This window comes from Rhodoblastus acidophilus (assembly GCF_009720655.1).
Taxonomy (GTDB): Bacteria; Pseudomonadota; Alphaproteobacteria; order Rhizobiales; family Beijerinckiaceae; genus Rhodoblastus; species Rhodoblastus acidophilus_A.
In genome coordinates this window covers 18,566-34,608 of the sequence record NZ_WNKS01000021.1, presented here as the reverse complement: position 1 = coordinate 34,608, position 16,043 = coordinate 18,566, and the positions used below count along the sequence as shown (strand labels likewise).

Below are 16,043 nucleotides of genomic sequence, written 5' to 3'. Positions count from 1 at the left end.
CCGTTCGATGACCTTCAAAACCCTCACGAAGACCCTTGGCCTCGCCGCGGCCGTCGCCGGCCTGACCGCCGTCGCCAGCCCGGCCGCCCGCGCCAGCGAACAGGAAGGGCCGACCCCGACCCGCCAGGAATGGACCTTCGCGGGTCCGTTCGGGACCTACGACCGCGCCCAGTTGCAGCGCGGTTTCAAGATCTACAAGGAAGTCTGCTCCAACTGTCACGAGCTGCGGATCCCGATCCGCACGCTCGGCCAGCCGGGCGGTCCGGAGCTGCCGGAAGATCAGGTCAAGGCGCTCGCCGCCTCCTATACGATCAAGGATGGGCCGAACGCGTCGGGCGACATGTTCGACCGTCCCGGCCGTCCCTCGGACTATTTCCCGCCGCCGTTCCCCAACCCGGAAGCCGCGGCCACCGCGCTGGGCGCCGCCCCGCCGGACATGTCGCTGGTGGCCAAGGCCCGCAAGTATGAACGCGGCTTCCCCAAGTTCATCTTTGACGCCCTGCCGGTTCCCGGCGGCATGTACCAGGAACTCGGCCCCGACTACATCTACGCCCTTCTGCATGGCTACGAGAAGGACGAGGATCCGAACTGGAACGCCTATTTCCCCGGCCACAAGATCGCCATGGGCAAGCCCCTGGTCGACGGCCAGGTGGAATACACCGACGGGACCCCGGCCACGCTCGACCAGTACGCCAAGGACGTCGCGAGCTTCCTGTACTGGGCGTCCGAGCCGACCCTGGAGCAGCGCAAGCGCATCGGCTTCCGCGTCATGGCTTTCCTGCTCATCCTCGCGGGCCTGATGTACTTCACCAAGAAGAAGATCTGGTCCGGCGTCGCGCACTGAGCGCTCTTCGAGACGCGCCTTGCCGGCGCTCCTCAGGGTTAAGTCAAAAAGCAAGAGGCCCCGAAAGGGGCCTCTTTTGTTTGAATGCGCTGGATCGTGGACCGGAGTGATACGATTTCCGAAGGATAAGTTCGGAAATCGTATTCCGCTCGCGCGTCTCATTCGCTTCCGGGATGCGCGGCTCGACCGCCCTTGCGTCCCGCGCTCTTGGCGAGATCCTTGTCGCGCGCGAAACTGCGGTTGCCCGGATTGACGCTCTTGCCGCCCTTGCGGCCCGCTTCGGCGGCCAGACTGGCGTTCTGGGAAAAGCTGCGCTTCTCGCGCGGCACGCTCTCGCCGCCTTTTCGCGCGATCGCGCGCTGCTTTTCCGGATCCATCGAGGCGAAGCCCCGGGTGGACTTCTTGGGGGGTGCTGCGTGTTCCATCGTTATCCTCTGGGCGTGTCGGAACCAATGCTCCTCAAACGCGCCTAGCGCAGCTTCGGCTTCATCGAGTCGCACTTATCCCGATCACAAATTCGTGACCCCGATTGCGTTTCGAAAATAGTTCGGGGACTCGCCTAGGCGATTCCCCGGATTGACGGGAATGATTTGAAATTTTTCAGTTTTGACTGATTTTGATTCGCTGTTCAGCGCGCGGCGGCGTCCGCGTAACAGGCGACGGCGTCCTCGTGCGTCGCCGTCTTCTGCGCTTCATCGAGTGTGTTCAAGGCGAGGGCGCGCCAACGTCCCGCGCTCTTCGCTCGCATGACGACGCAGCCGCAGGAGGCTTCGCAGTGGGCGGCGTCGACCCCCGAGCCGGCGCATTGGGCCGCGCATTGGGCGAGGAAGCCGGCCTCGTCGATCGCCGCCTGAGGGCCGATCAGGGCGAGCGCGCCATAGAGGACCGGCTGGTGGATCAGATAAAAGGCCAGGGAATGCCGCCCCAGGAGGGCGAGGGGCTTGATGAAGGGCTGCGCCGGCCCCCTCTCCGCACGCGCGGGGAGTCGAGCGAGCCCCACCCCCAGAAGCATGAACCCGAGCCATGGCAGCAAAGGCCGATAATCGTTGCTGGCGGGCTTGATCGCCGACAGCCCCGTCCACCACCAGAGGGGCGCGTCAAACAGCGAAGAGGCCAGTAGCGGCGCGGCGAAGGCCAATCCCGCGGCAAGAATCGTCACGGCGACCGGCGCCTCGACAAACGGCAGGGCGATCAAGCTCGACAGCGCGATGCAGTGGAGTATGCCGAAGAAGATCGGCGCCTCGGGAAAGAGCCGGTAGCTTGCAAGCGTGACGGCGACCGCCGCGGCGACAATCTGCCCCCAGCGCCGCCAATAATGCGGATCGCGCCAAAGGGTTTTTCCCCGCGCGCGACGCGCCAGCGCCAGGCTGTATCCAGACAGCGCCAAAAAGCTCGCCGCGATGCCGTGACCAAGAAAATGGAAGGCGCGGGAGGCGACGACCGCACCGTCGATCCAGTGGAATTCCGCCAAATCCCAGGTCAAATGATAGGCGGCCATGGCCAGCAGCGCGCCGCCGCGCGCGGCGTCGATCCAGGGCAGCCGCCGGCTCATGGCTCAGGGCCGGAAGTGGGAAAAAATCATGTCGGGTGCGGACTGATTGTGCCGCGACGGCGTGGCGCGGCCGGCCCAAAGCTCGGTGACTTGCCCGCCCTTCCAGGAGAGGATCGGGGATTCGCCCCAGCCGGCGCCGTCCTTCACCCGCCACGCCACGGCGGAGACATCGGCGTTGCTCTCGCTCACATACATGGATCGCATGGCGGCGAAGGGCAGTTTTTCGGGCATGGCGCCGGAATAGGCGACGTCGAGCGCGACATGCTCCTGGTCGACCGCCTTGAGCGTCACCACCGCCGAGCCGCCGCGCGCGAAATTGAGCGTGAACGCCTTTTTCTCGGGATCGAAGACGATGTCCTTGAGCGCGACGATCGGGCGGTCCTGCACTTCCACGGGGCCGATCAGGAAGGAGGAGCCATAGGCGGTCCAGCGCATGTCGCCGAACGGCAGCGGGCGAATCCGCCAATAGCCGTCGGAGGGATAGAGGACCAGCACCTCCTCGGCGCGCTCGCGAAACAGCATCCAGAGCTGGATGTAATTGAAACCGGTCTCGACGCGGTCGCCCACTCTTATGGGGACGGTCCCCGGTCTCCAAAAAGCCGGATCGGTCAGGCCGGTCAGCCACAGGGTGGGCGATTCATAGAACGTTTTGCGCGGAAGCGCGCCTTCCCCGTGCGGCATGTTGCAGGCGGAAAAATCCGGCGCCCAGCGGTCGTTGCGGATCATGCCGATATAGGAGGGGTGGGTCGCCTGCACCTCCATGTGACGCACCTCGGGCGAGACGAACTCCAGCGCCACATTGTCGCGTTCGGCGCAGAGTTCCGGCGTCGAGCGGTTGTTCACGGTCACGGCGGTTTCGTTGACGAGCCCCTGAGCGCCCTGGGCGAAGGCGGGCGCGGCGAGCAGCAGCAGGGCGAGGGCGAGTATTTGGCGCATGAGGGCGGCGGCGATCCATGGGTTAAGATGGCGCGTTTTAGCCATTGTCGCGTCAGGCGCAAAGGGGAGGGAACCATGCGATTTCCGGAGGGGTGGAGCGGAGACGAAAAGCGAATGTCAAAATGCTTCCGCTTTTCAGGCTTTTCCGAAGCCGTGGCCTTCATGGTCGAGGTCGGCTTTTATTGCGAGCGTGTCGACCACCACCCCGAATGGAAAAATATTTACGACAAGGTTTGGGTCGAACTCACGACCCACGACGCTGGCGGCGTGACGGAAAAAGACATTGCCCTCGCCGCCCGCATGGAGACGGTTTACGCACGCGCCGCGCGGGGGTGACGAAGGGGATTGGATCGAATTGCGCGCTGCGGACTCGCGGTGAAACGCTCGATTCTGGGGCGCAATTCGTTCCTGTCCCCGGCCATCGAGCCAAAAAAGCTCCCGCTGGGGACAGGGAAGCATCGCGCCCTTTTGGCCTGCCCCAATCAACAGGAGTGGAGCGCGCAATGCGATCCCGTCCCCTTTAGGCCGCGGTGGTGAGCGCGATCTTTTCGGCGCTGGCGTGGCGGGGGCCGGGCAGGGCGAAGCGCACCCGCGCGCCCTGACCCGGCGCCGATTCGATCTGCAGCCGGCCGCCGTGCAGTTCGACCAGCGAGCGGGCGATCGACAGACCGAGCCCCGGCCCTTTCATGCCGTCTTCCATCAGCGGCGAGGTTTGTTCAAACGGGTGGCAGGCCTGCTCGATCTCCTGGGCGCTCATGCCGCAGCCGCTGTCTTCCACGACGATCTCGCAGCCCGCGGCCTCGCAGCGCCCGCGCAGGGTCACGCGCCCGCCCTGCGGCGTGAACTTGAGCGCATTCTTGAGCAGCGTGTCGAGAATCTTGTCGAAAGCCTCGGTGTCGGCATAAGCCGTCTCGCTCCCGGAGGATTCGAGGGACAGGGTGACCTGCTTGGCCTCGGCGCAGGCGGAAAACGCTTCGATCGCCCGGTCGAGCGCCGGCGCGAAATCGAATTCGCGCGCCGCCAGCGCGACCACGCCGGCCTCCAGCCGGGACATTTCCAGCACGTCGCCGATCACGGCGCGCAAATATTCGCCGGATTTCCGGATGTCGCCGGCATAGCCGAGATAGCGGGCATGGCCGATGTCGCCAAAGATCTGATTCTCCATCATCTCGGCAAAACCGATGATGTGGGTCAGGGGCGTGCGCAACTCGTGGCTCATGTTGGCCAAAAAATGGCTCTTGGCGCGGTTGGCGGACTCGGCGGCCGCCTTCTGCTCCAGATAACGCTCAGCCAGTTCGGCGAGCTGCTGCGCCTGGAGTTCAAGGGTCTGCCGGGATTTGCGCAGGTCGGCGATGGTCGCCATCAGCTTGCGCTCGCCCTCCAGGAGGCCTTGTTCGTGCCGCTTCAGGTCGGAAATGTCGGCGCCGACCGAGACGTAGCCGCCGTCCTTGGTGCGGCGCTCGTTGATTTGCAGCCAGCGGCCGTCGGCGAGGCGGGCCTCGTAGACGCGCCCGCCGCCATCGGCGTCGTGAACCGTTTCGCTTTCCTGAACGACGGGCTGGGAATGCGCCATGACCTGCGCGTAGGTGGCGCCGGCGGCGACGCAGGCGTCGCTGAGGCCATGCAGGCGCTGGAACTTGGAATTGCAGAGCACGAGACGGTTGTGCTCGTCCCACAGCACGAAGGCGGCGGAAATCGTTTCCACGGCGTCGCGCAAGCGGCGATCCGAGGCGGCGCTGCGCTCGGCGAGGCGCTTTTCCTCGGAAATGTCGATGGCGATCCCGACCAGATGCGGTTGGCCGTCGGCGGCGTCGCGGATCACCTGGGCGCGGGCGCGCAGCCAGACGAAGGCGCCGTTGGCGTTGCGCATGCGGAAGGCGTGATCGACAGTTTCCAGCCGGCCGGCGGTCAAATCCTCGGCGATGCCGACGAGATCGCCGTCCTCGGGGTGGAGCAGGGCGCGAATCTCGCCGAACGACAGGAATTCCTCGCGCGACGGCATGCTCAGCAGGTCATACATCGATTCCGACCAGTGGATGCGGCCGGTGGCGAGATTCCAGTCCCACAGGCCGCAACGGCCGCGGTCCAGCGCCGCGTCCATGCGGGCGCGGATGCGGGCGCGCTCGGCTTCGGCTTGCGCGGCGCGGCGGGCCTGGGTGTAGAAGGCGAAGCCGAGCAGGCCGAGCATGCCGGAGGTGGCGAGCAGCAACAGCACGGTGCGCAAGGCGCTGGCGCGCCATTCGGCGAAGGCCTGTTCGAGCGGCTGCACCACGGCGATCTGGCCGAACGGTCCTTCGAGATTGCGCACGGAGGCGAGCAGGTCGCCGTTCGGTCCCGAAATGCGCATGGCGCCGGCTTTTTCGCCGAGGACCGCGAGCGGCGCGCCGCCGAGCCGGGCGGCGAGCGCGCCATGGGCCGCGCCCTCCGGCGAGGCGGCGACGATCTGACCCTCGCGATCCGTCAGCATGACCGAACGGCCGCGAGCAAAAACGTGGCGGCGGGCGGAGCCGAGCACGACCGAGGGGGGCGCGCCGGGCTCGGCGCGGCGCAGCGCCGCATGGATGTCGTCGGCGGCGAGCTGGCCGATGGTTTCGAGTTCGGCGAGAGCCTCCGGCTCAACCTGATAGTAGGTCCCCAGCGTGGCGTCGATGGCGAGGCTCAGCAGCAGCAGCAGGAACAGCACGGCCGCGATGGGGACGACGCGGCGCAGCGTCGGCTCGACGCGGGAGGGTTTGGGCGAGGGGACGCGGGCAGGTTTGCGGGGCGCAGGGGCGTCAACGACCGGCGGGGTCGCGGCCGGTCTCTGGCCCCCCGCGTTGCGCGAAGCGGCGAACATTCCTGATGTCGGTGTGTCCAGGCAAAAGGACGATGTTGCCGCGTTCGCACGCGCCATGAAGGGCTCCCGTCGGGGGAATCGACTGCTGAATTTTGGGGTGAATCTGAGCGACGCACACTGCTCACGAATCACCCTTATCTGAGTCCCGCGGCGGCTTTTTGTCCAGAGTAAATTTTTAGTAAACCAGCTAAAACCGAGCGGCAACGCGTCAGCTGCATGCCGGTCCGCTATCGGCCTAACCTAGCGTAAGATCCAGGTGTTCGCGAAAAAAAAACCGTGTCCACAAAGAAGCGGAACGTGACGTTGCGTATAAACGCCTGTCCGCTTCTCCGTACTGATACGCGCTCACGCAAGCGCACGCTGCGCTATATCGCGCAAGTCTGGCGAAAGCTTCGTGGTCTCAAGCACTTTCCTGAGCGCCTGTTCGGCGAGCGCGCGGCGGCCGGCCTCCAGGTTGCGCCAGGAGCGGAACGCCGACAAGAGCCGCGCCGCGACTTGCGGATTCACCCCGTCGGCCTGCAGCGCGAGATCGGCGACGAACTGGTAGCCCTCGCCGCTGACATCGTTGAAGCAATAGGGATTGCCGTTGGCGAAGGCGCCGATCAGCGCGTAGACGCGGTTGGGCGTGGCGATGTTGAACGCGTGGACCTTGGTCAGACGCTTGACGCGGGACAAGGTGTCCGGCTCGGGAATGGTCGCCTGCAGCGAGAACCACTTGTCGATGATCAGCGGCTCATCGCAATGGGCGCGGTAGAAGGATTCCATCGCCTTTTCGCGGGCCGGCGTCGGCAGCCGGCTCAGCACGGACAGCGCGCCCATCTTGTCGGTCATGTTGGTGGCGCGCTGGAACTGCGACAGGGCGATCTCGGCGCCGTCGGAATGATTGCCGGCGGCGTAGAGATCCAGGCAGGCGTTGCGCAGGGCGCGGCGCCCGGCGCTGGCGGCGTCCGGCGAATAGGGGGCGTCGGATTGCAACTTGTCGTAGAGGGTGAGCAGGCGCTGCGACAACAAACGCCCGACGCCGTCGCGAAGAGCCTTGCGCGCCAGGAAGATGGCCTCGGGATCGACATCGGTCCCGATGTCGCGGGCGAGGTCGTTTTCGGTGGGCAGCGCGGCCATTTGCGCGGCGAAGGCGGGGTCGGTCTCGTAATGTTCGAGCGCGTCGGCCAGCGCCAGCGCGAAAAGGTCTGAAAATTCGGGCATTTCCCCGGCGCGAATGGCGGCGGTGGAGCGGATCATCAGCCGGCTGGCGAGACTCTGCGCCGCCTGCCATTTGTTGAAGGGGTCGCTGTCATGCGCCATCAACAGCAGCAGGTCATCCTCGGAAAGCTCCTGTTCAAGGATGACGGCGGCCGAAAAGCGGCGGTTGACCGAAGCGACCGGCGGCGTCGGCACGTCCTTGAAGACGATGGTCCGCTCAGGCCCGGCAAGCTCGAACACGCCGAATTTTTCCTCGCGCCAATTGTGCGCGTGATCCTGGACCAGCGGAATTTCGGCGCCGTCGCGGCCGATCAGGCCGATGCGGATCGGCATGGGCAGCGGCTTTTTCTCGGTCTGGCCGGGCGTGGGCGGCGTGCTCTGGCTCAAGCGCAGCGTGTAGGTCTTGGCCTGCGCGTCGAAAACGCCGGTCACATGCACGCGCGGCGTCCCGGCTTGCGCGTACCAGCGCGCGAAATCGCCGAGGTCGCGACCGGAGGATTCGGCAAAGCAGCCCAAGAAATCCTCGATCGTGGCGGCCTTGCCGTCGAACCGCTCGAAGTAGAGCGCCATGCCGGCGTGATAGGCGTCGTGGCCGATCAGGGCGCGCAGCATGCGGATGATTTCCGCGCCCTTCTCGTAGATGGTCGCCGTGTAGAAATTGTTGATCTCGCAGTAAGTATCCGGGCGGACGTTATGGGCCAGCGGCCCGGCGTCCTCGGGGAACTGCGCCGCGCGCAGGGCGCGGACATCGCTGATGCGCTGCACGGCGCGCGAACGCTGGTCGCCGGAAAATTCCTGGTCGCGATAGACGGTCAGGCCTTCCTTGAGGCAGAGCTGGAACCAGTCGCGGCAGGTGATGCGGTTGCCGGTCCAGTTATGAAAATATTCGTGGGCGACCACGCTTTCGATATGGGCGTAATCGGCGTCGGTCGCGGTTTCGGCGATGGCGAGGATGTATTTGTCGTTGAAAATATTTAAACCCTTGTTCTCCATGGCGCCCATGGTGAAGTCGGACACGGCGACGATGTTGAACACGTCCAGGTCATATTCGCGGCCGTAGACGAATTCGTCCCAGCGCATGGCGTGAACAAGGCTTTCCATTGCGTAATGGGCGCGGTGCTCCTTGCCCTTTTCCACGTGAATGGCGAGCTTGACCTTTCGGCCTGAAGTCGTGGTGAAGTCTTCCTCGATGGAGCCGAGATCGCCGCCGACCAAAGCGAAGAGGTAGCAGGGTTTGGGATGGGGGTCATGCCAGATGGCGTAGTGGCGGCCCGGCCCGGAGGCGCCCGACTCCACCGGATTGCCATTCGACAGCAGGATCGGCGCCTCTTCCTTCGACGCCTCGACGCGCGTGGTGAACACCGCCATCACGTCGGGGCGGTCGAGATAATAGGTGATGCGCCGAAAACCTTCGGCCTCGCACTGCGTGCAAAACGTTCCGTTGGAGCGGTAAAGGCCCTCGAGCTGCGTGTTGGAGGAGGGGTCGAGTTCGGTTTCCACCTCGAGCGTGAAGGGGCGCTGCGGCGGTTCGGCGATGGTCAGGCGATCCGGCGTCGCCACGGCGGCGAGGTCGAGCGGCAGGTTGTCGAGGCTGGCGCGCAACGGCTTGAGGCCGCCGCCGTCGAGAACCAGCGGCGCGCCGGCCCGCCCCGCCGGATTGGGGCGCAGGCGCAGGCGCGAGACCACCCGCGTCGCCGTCGCGTCCAGCCGGAAATCGAGATCGACCGTGTCGATGAGGTAATCGGTCGGTCGATAGTCGGCGAGGCGGACCGGGGCGGGGGCGGCGGAATCGGAGTGCGCGGACATGCAAGGCTCTTGCTGCGGACGAGAAGGGTGCTTCTTAGCGTTGCCGAGCGAAAATGGCCATTCTCCAAAAGATTTGCGATGCCGATATGGGAAATTTTAGGCATCCTTGACGCGGCGCCCGCCAAAACGGCAAGAAGGCATTCGACACGAGGAAGGGCATGACAGGTTTGGCCGCGATCGCAAACATCTGTGTTTACTGCGGCTCTTCTCCGGGCCACGATCCCGCTTTCATGCGGGCGGCCGAGCGGTTTGGCGGCATTCTCGCCGAAAACGGCGTTGGGCTGGTCTATGGCGGCGGAAATCTCGGGCTGATGGGCGCGATCGCGCGCGCGACGCTGGAGGCGGGCGGCCGCGTCACCGGAATCATTCCGGGCTTTTTGGCCCGGCGCGAGCACATGCTCGAAGCGGTGCAGGAGCTGCTCGTCGTCGACGACATGCATTCGCGCAAACGGCTGATGTTCGAGAAGGCGGACGCCTTCGTCGCTTTTCCCGGCGGCGTCGGCACGCTGGAGGAACTGGTGGAGCAATTGACCTGGGTGCAGCTCGGTCGGCACGACAAGCCGGTCTTGATCGCCGACCTCCAGGGTTTTTGGGGGCCGCTGCTCGTGCTGCTCGACCATATGCGCGAAAGCGGCTTCATTCGCCGGCCCTATGAGGCCCGCTATCTGGTCTGCGACGAGGTCGAGGACATCCTCCCGGCATTGCGCGCCGCCTATGCGGCCGAGGCCCATCCACGGCGCGATCTGCCGCACGAGTTTTAGACACGACGCTTCAGTATTCTCCACTAGGCGCGCGTATGCGCGAAAAATATTTCGGCGCCGCGAACACAGTAAAGCCAAGATCGAGGCGTATCCCTCATCGTAGAAACCGGTCATTTCGCGACATTTTTTGCAACCAAATCACGAGTTTGGCGTCTTCTCCGGATGCGACGCCGCGCAATCGCGCGGCGTATATCAACGCCGTAAGGAGGCGACTCATGAAATACAGATTGACGACTGCTCTCACGGCCGCCGCTCTCGCGCTCATTCCGGTCGCCGCCTGGTCGCAAGGCGCCACGACGGGACAGGCCGGCGGTGCGACCGCGGCAGACCGCGATTCCCCGACCATGCCGAAGCCGGGCAAGATCCAGAAGGATACGGATCCGCAGAAGAATGGGACGACACAGAGCCAAAGCAAGGACGGCATGAACAAGAACGGCCAGCCGCAAAAATAGGGGAGATCTGCGCGGCCTTCGCGCGCCGTGATGGAGCAGGATGATGAGAAAAGGAAGATCGGCGGCGCTCATCGGCTTTGTGGCCGCCCTTGTGGCCGGCGCGCCGGCCTCCGTCTGGCCTCATGCCTTTCCATCCGCCCTGGCGGGCAGCATATCGGCGGCGCCGGGCGCGCGCATCGACGGCCGCGGCGACTGGCGCCGTCATGAGATCGTGCGAACCTGGCGCGACCAGGGCGGCTGCCGACTGAGCGTCGTCAGCTATCACCGCCCCAACGGCGACGTCGACTCCCGCCAGTTTCGCGAGTGCGGCAAGGACTGAGGCTCAGTCCCAAGCGCCCTCAGGGGCGATGTAGCCGCGGTCCGTCATGACCACCCAGGCCCCGCCGCGCTTCTCCAGGCCCTTCACCCGGACGCCGCCGCGCAGCACGTCGCCGGGGCCGACCTCCTGCTCGCCGTACGCGCCCTCGATGATCGCCAGGCCGTCGTTGACGTCGCGCAGGATGTAAGCGCCGTAGCGCTTCGGCGCCGGCGCGGCGGGCGGCTTGGCGGCGACCACCTTCGCGTGCGGCGCGATCGTCGCCGTCGGCGTGCGGTCGACGGGGCGGGCCGGCGGGGTCGGCGGCTCCGGCTGCTTGGCGGGCTGGGCCGCAGCCTGGAGCTTTTCGAGGCGGGCGTGGAGCGCCTGGGACTGGACTTTTTCCTCGGCGAGGCTTTTTTGCAGGGCGGCGACCGCGGCTTCGGAGCCGCGAACCTTCTCGGCCTCCGCGTCCAGCTTGCTTTTCAGGCCATCGACATGGGCGCGCAGGTCTGCGATCGCGCGCTGGTGGGACTTTTCAGCCTGCGCGACCTTCTCGGCGCTCTTGGCGGCGGCCTGGGCCGCGAGCTGTTCGGGCGAAGGGCCGCGCATGGCGTCGATCTTGGCGCCTGCGCCCCAGCCGAGGCCGACGAGCAGCAGGGCGGCGCCGACCGAAGCGGCGGCGGACTTGCGGGTGAATTTCTTTTCCTCGAAAACGTGGTCGAGGCGGACAAGATCGTTCATGGGACCGTCTCCGAAAGGGAAGCGTCCCTTTCACACGGCATATTGTCGGTAATTAGGCTTAATCCAACCTGAACAAACCGCCGGATTTGCGTGTTTCCCGGATGACTTCAGCGATTTCGCGTCTATTGCGCGCCGACCTGATAGGTCCCGATCACGCGAATCACCTTCCCGTCGCGCTCGACCGAGACGTCTTGCGCGACCTCCCTGGCTTGCGGGGACGGTTTCGCCGCCTCCGGCGCCGCAGCGACCGCGGGCCGCTTCAAACCCTTGAGGCTTTCGCGCAAGCTTCTCTCCAGTTTCGGATCGTTGGCGGGGACGAAGCGGGCCTCGCCGGGATTTTCCGGATCGCCGCCCATATAGACCATCAGGCCGTTCGGTCCCGAGACGATGTCGCCGCGCCGCAGCGTGCTGTCCTGCAGGGCGAGCATGGCCGGGTCCTTGCCGGACTGCGCCGCCTTCAGCGCCTTGTTGACCGCAATCTCGTTCGCAATGCTTTTCTCATGGGCCGCGCGGGCCTGCTGCGCGCGCTTGGCCGCCAGCGCCGGGTCTGGCCGCGCCGGCTGCGGCGCCGCCGCGGGCTTTTCCTGGATGCCGAACAGATCCTCCCAGAAGCCGGCCTGCGCCGGCTCCGCCACCGCAAGCAGGGGCGCGCTGAGGAGGAAAAGCAGACGGAGTTTTAAGGTCAACATGGCCTTGCGCAGGGTCGGGGAGGGGGGAAACCTTGGCAGAACGCGCCGGTCGAATTAACCTACCATCGATGGGCGCGAACGTCGTTGTTCCAAGGCGACAAAGACGTCGCGCCGGCGCGATTTGCGCGCGGCTGTGGCGCCGGCGCCTCAGCCCAAAAGTCACGCGCCTGACGGAAGGCGAGACAGCAGGCCGATGAGCGCGCGGTCGTGCAGCAGCACCATGCGTTCCTTGCGCTGCATCCATTTGACCGCGTCGTCTATGGTCTGGGCGTCGTTGAGTTTGGCCTCGGCCATGGCGCGGTCGGGATGAATGTCGCCGCGCACGCGCGGCGCGGCGGGCGGCAGGAAGGTTTCGTGGGCCTCGCGGAATTGCGGGTCCTCGTAGACCGCGCGCAAGCCGTCGGCATGGTCGAACCCTTCCGCGGCGAACGTCTGCGACAGTGCGTTGGCGCGGGTCGCGATCGGCGGCGGGTTGCGCTCTTCGGGCGTCACCAGCAGGCCAACCTTCTTCAAGGCGACGCCGATGCTTCTCTGCCCGCTGGCCCAGGACAGGAAGATCGCCAGGATGAGGCCGGCGATGGTCGGAGACATCCACGCCACCAGCGAGGGCGAGATCAGCATGCCCGCGACCAGCATGATGAAGCCGAGGATCACGTGGTCACGGTGGCGGCGCATGATCTGGTTGAAGGCCACCGAGCCGTCGTCGCGGCGTTGCGGCTCCCAGCCGGTGTCGAAGCCGAACAGGATGTGCAGCACATGGCCGGCGTGGACCAGCATCATGATCGGGGCGAGCAGCGCCGACATCAAGGTTTCGAACAAGGCGGAAAGAGTGAGACGAATCGCGCCGCCGCCGCCACGCCGGGTCGGGCCGTCGAACAGGGCCAGGATCAGCCCGAACAGCTTGGGCGCGAGCAGCACCGCCATGGTGACTTCGAACAGCATCAGCGACCGTTCGGCGTCGAACACCGGCCAGGTCGGGAACAGCGTGAATTCCTGGGAGAAATATTCGGGGCGGATGTAGCTGGCCTGCAAGACGAGCAAGATACCCACGGCGATCTGCGCCAGCCACAGCGGCGAGGACACATAGGCCATGATGCCCGTGGTGAAATGCTGGCGCGTGGCGGGATGCAGGCCCTTGGCGAAGATCACGCGGCTGTGCTGGAGGTTGCCCTGGCACCAGCGGCGGTCGCGGGCGGCGACGTCGATCAGCGAGGGCGGGCTTTCCTCATAGGAACCGGCGAGCGAGGGCAGCATATAGACGGTGTAGCCGGCGCGGCGGATCAGCGCCGCCTCGACGAAATCGTGGCTGAGGATATGGCCGCCGAACGGCGGCTTTCCCGTGAGATGGGGCAGGCCGCAATGGGCCGCGAAGGCGGCGGTGCGGATGATGGCGTTGTGGCCCCAGTAATTGCCGTCGCGGCCCATCCAGCAGGACAGGCCGTCGGCGATCACCGGCCCGTAGATTCGCGCCGCAAACTGCTGGACGCGGGCGAAAAGCGTGTTGCGGTTGATGATCAGCGGCAGGGTCTGGATGATGCCGGAATCCGGATCGTTCTCCATGGCGCCGGCGAGCACGGCGATGGCGTGCCCTGTCATCAGGCTGTCGGCGTCGAGCACGACCATATGGTCGTAGGACCCGCCCCAGCGGGTGACGAAATCGGCGATATTGCCGGCCTTGCGCGCCGTGTTCTTCTGGCGGTGGCGGTAGAAGACGCGCGCGTCCGGTCCGAGATTGCGGCGCAGGGCGAGCAGCGCCCGCTCCTCGGCGATCCAGATGTCGGGATCGGTGGTGTCGGAGAGGAAGAACCAGTCGAAATGCGCGCCGAGGCCCGTCGCCTGGACATCCTCGTAAATCGCCTGCAAGGCGCCGAACACCCGCGAGGGCGCCTCGTTGTAGATGGGCATGACCACGGCGGTGCGGGTCTTGAGCTCCTTGGGAATTTCAGGCTGCTTCGGCCGTGCGAACAGCAGATGAAGGAAACCCACCACGCCCGCGGCGAAGGACAGCGCGATCCAGGAGAAATTGGCGAGGAACAGGACCAGCAGCATCCATTTGAGGAAGGTGATGCCGCCCACGTCGATGACGCGGTACATCTGCCAGCCGCCCCAGACGGTCAGGGCGAGGCCGCCGCCGAAGGTGAGCGTGCGCGAAATCCAGGGCAGCGCGCGCTTGTGCGTCCTGTTGCGCCGCTCTGTGGCCGGATCGAAGCGGAACAGATTCTGTTCCGGCATGTCCAGATGCTTTTCCTCCGGCATTGCAGGGTGAAGCGCGTGGTCGGGAGCGTGGTTGGGAGCGGGAGCGGCGGTCAGGACGTCCATCGATAAAGCCAGGTTTCGGAAACGGGCGCGCCCTGGGCTTCAAGCGTCAGGCGCATTTCGCAGGCGGTTTCGCCATTGGGGTCGAGGTCGAACAGAACGCGCAGGCGCTTCTGCTCGGGAGCAGGGAACAGCCGCACCCAGGAGATTCGCCCGGGCGTGGCGGTGAGATTGGCCTTGATCTCCGAGGCCTTGGCGGGATCGCCAAGGAAATCCGCCTCGAAATCGACCTGGAAGCGCCGTTGCTTCGGCGCGCCGCCGCGCCCGCCGCGCGAACCGATGACGACGGCGTTGGGCGGCGAGGTCGGCGGGCTCCAGCACCAGAACTGGCGATAGGCGAATTCGGCGCTCTGGCCCTTGGCCAGCCCCTTCTTGACGCGCCAGAAGGCGATGATGTTCTGCGCCGGTTCGGCGTCTGAGGGGATTTCCAGCAACTCGACCGAGCCCAGTCCCCAGTCGCCGATCGGCTCGATCCACAGGCTCGGGCGCCGCTCCCAGTGCTGCACGTCGTCGTTGAAGGCGTTGAAGGCGCGGGTGCGCTGCAGGAAGCCGAATCCCTTCGGGTTCTGGTCGACGAATTCCGAGATTTGCAGCTTGGACCGGTTGGCGACGGGCCGCCACACCCATTCGCCCGCGCCGGTGAGCATTTGCAGGCCAGCCACTTCGGCGGCCGCGCCGCGCACGTCGTCGGCGCCGCGCCGCTCCAGCGGCGTGAACAGGCTCGTGGCGCTCATGGTCGCCAGCCCGATATTGTCGATGTCGACGCGCGGGAACAGCGTGCATTCCGTGTCGATGATGGTGGCGTCGCCCGGATGCAGGGTGAAGCGGTAGGCGCCGGTCACGCTTTCCGAATCGAGCAGGGCGTGAACGACAAGCACATTGCCCGCCCGCGTCGGCTTCTCGATCCAGACGGCGCGGAAGAAGGGAAATTCCTCGCCGCGCGGATCGCCCGCGCGCAGCGACAGCCCGCGCGCGGTGACGCCGAAATTCTGGCCGGGCGCCAGCGAGCGAAAGAAGCTCGCCCCTTGAAAGATGGCGATTTCCGAAAGAGACCCGTCGTCGCCCCGGTGCATCGCGCGGAAGCCCGAAAAATCGAGATTGACCGGGGGCGCGCTCATGTTGACGCCGCCGAAGACGAATTGGCCGGCGTCATAGGTCAGCCGCCGCGACAGACCATCTTCGACCAGATTGATCTGCATCGGCGTGGTGAAAACAAAACCGCGATGCAGCGGCTCCAGCACGAAGCCGCCGGGATCGTTGGCCCAGATCATCCCTTCCGGCTTGGCGTGGATGGCGACATAGGCTTCATAACTGAGGCCGCTCAGCGGTCCCGGCAGGTCGGCGTCCGGCGCGGAAAAGGATTTTGACGCGAGCGCGCGGGCGGCGTCGAGGACGGTGGTGCTGGAAAACGGCTGGATGGCGTTTTTCGCGTCCTGGGGCGAACCTTCAGCCAGGGCCGATCCGGCGCCAAGCAGCGAAACGGCCGCGCCGCCCGCCCATTGCAAAACATCCCGGCGCTTCAGCATGGCGTAGGCGGTTCCGTTCCCTGACAGTTCGATTGGTACGCTGCGACATATAACCGAAATTGTGGCGGGCGCGAGGGCGATTTTTT

At 65.8% G+C, this 16,043-nt stretch carries 14 protein-coding genes; 5 read left to right on the top strand and 9 right to left on the bottom strand.

The genetic code is table 11. The features are described 5' to 3' along the window. Positions 1–7: 7 nt before the first annotated feature. Positions 8–844, top strand: coding sequence for a cytochrome c1 (locus GJ654_RS17405; RefSeq protein ID WP_155447449.1), 837 nt, complete (start codon positions 8–10; stop codon positions 842–844). Positions 845–1,002: 158 nt separating this feature from the next. Here GJ654_RS17405 and GJ654_RS17400 read toward each other — a convergent pair whose 3' ends face one another. The 3 genes from GJ654_RS17400 to GJ654_RS17390 form a co-directional block, all read right to left on the bottom strand. Next, complete coding sequence (locus GJ654_RS17400; protein ID WP_246664800.1) at positions 1,003–1,269, bottom strand: KGG domain-containing protein; 267 nt, start codon at positions 1,267–1,269, stop codon at positions 1,003–1,005. 203 nt (positions 1,270–1,472) lie between these two features. Then, positions 1,473–2,396, bottom strand: a complete 924-nt coding sequence (locus GJ654_RS17395; RefSeq protein ID WP_155447448.1) for a heparan-alpha-glucosaminide N-acetyltransferase — start codon at positions 2,394–2,396, stop codon at positions 1,473–1,475. A 3-nt stretch (positions 2,397–2,399) separates the two neighbouring features. Further along, entirely contained in the window at positions 2,400–3,332 is a 933-nt protein-coding gene (locus tag GJ654_RS17390; protein ID WP_246664799.1) for a hypothetical protein, read from the bottom strand. A 27-nt stretch (positions 3,333–3,359) separates the two neighbouring features. On the opposite strand from GJ654_RS17390, the gene GJ654_RS17385 reads away from it, so the two are divergent. Next, positions 3,360–3,668 (top strand): 4a-hydroxytetrahydrobiopterin dehydratase, encoded by a 309-nt coding sequence (locus tag GJ654_RS17385; RefSeq protein ID WP_319802135.1) that lies wholly within the window; start codon positions 3,360–3,362, stop codon positions 3,666–3,668. A 184-nt stretch (positions 3,669–3,852) separates the two neighbouring features. On the opposite strand, the gene GJ654_RS17380 is transcribed toward GJ654_RS17385, so the two are convergent. Next, a complete protein-coding gene (locus tag GJ654_RS17380) occupies positions 3,853–6,168 on the bottom strand; it encodes a PAS domain-containing sensor histidine kinase (RefSeq protein WP_196305605.1) in 2,316 nt (771 codons plus the stop codon). 345 nt (positions 6,169–6,513) lie between these two features. Next, positions 6,514–9,174 carry an aminopeptidase N gene (gene pepN / locus GJ654_RS17375; protein ID WP_155447444.1) on the bottom strand — a complete coding sequence of 887 codons (2,661 nt, stop codon included), beginning with the start codon at positions 9,172–9,174 and terminating at the stop codon, positions 6,514–6,516. A 158-nt stretch (positions 9,175–9,332) separates the two neighbouring features. Here pepN and GJ654_RS17370 point away from each other — a divergent pair, with 158 nt between their 5' ends. The 3 genes from GJ654_RS17370 to GJ654_RS17360 all read left to right on the top strand — a co-directional run bounded on the left by GJ654_RS17370 (position 9,333) and on the right by GJ654_RS17360 (position 10,706). Next, positions 9,333–9,935 carry a TIGR00730 family Rossman fold protein gene (locus GJ654_RS17370; protein ID WP_196305604.1) on the top strand — a complete coding sequence of 201 codons (603 nt, stop codon included), beginning with the start codon at positions 9,333–9,335 and terminating at the stop codon, positions 9,933–9,935. A gap of 215 nt (positions 9,936–10,150) precedes the next feature. After that, entirely contained in the window at positions 10,151–10,387 is a 237-nt protein-coding gene (locus GJ654_RS17365) for a hypothetical protein (RefSeq protein WP_155447443.1), read from the top strand. Between the two features lie 43 nt (positions 10,388–10,430). Beyond that, positions 10,431–10,706 (top strand): hypothetical protein, encoded by a 276-nt coding sequence (locus tag GJ654_RS17360; protein WP_155447442.1) that lies wholly within the window; start codon positions 10,431–10,433, stop codon positions 10,704–10,706. 3 nt (positions 10,707–10,709) lie between these two features. Here GJ654_RS17360 and GJ654_RS17355 read toward each other — a convergent pair whose 3' ends face one another. The 4 genes from GJ654_RS17355 to GJ654_RS17340 form a co-directional block, all read right to left on the bottom strand. Then, the gene (locus tag GJ654_RS17355) at positions 10,710–11,426 is read right to left on the bottom strand and encodes a hypothetical protein (RefSeq protein ID WP_155447441.1); all 717 of its coding nucleotides are present in this window, start codon (positions 11,424–11,426) and stop codon (positions 10,710–10,712) included. A gap of 122 nt (positions 11,427–11,548) precedes the next feature. Beyond that, complete coding sequence (locus GJ654_RS17350) at positions 11,549–12,115, bottom strand: hypothetical protein (protein WP_155447440.1); 567 nt, start codon at positions 12,113–12,115, stop codon at positions 11,549–11,551. 159 nt (positions 12,116–12,274) lie between these two features. Then, positions 12,275–14,434, bottom strand: coding sequence for a glucans biosynthesis glucosyltransferase MdoH (mdoH, locus tag GJ654_RS17345; RefSeq protein WP_155447439.1), 2,160 nt, complete (start codon positions 14,432–14,434; stop codon positions 12,275–12,277). Beyond that, positions 14,422–15,957, bottom strand: coding sequence for a glucan biosynthesis protein (locus GJ654_RS17340; RefSeq protein WP_155447438.1), 1,536 nt, complete (start codon positions 15,955–15,957; stop codon positions 14,422–14,424). Before GJ654_RS17340 ends, mdoH begins: the two co-directional genes overlap by 13 nt. Positions 15,958–16,043 lie beyond the last annotated feature (86 nt).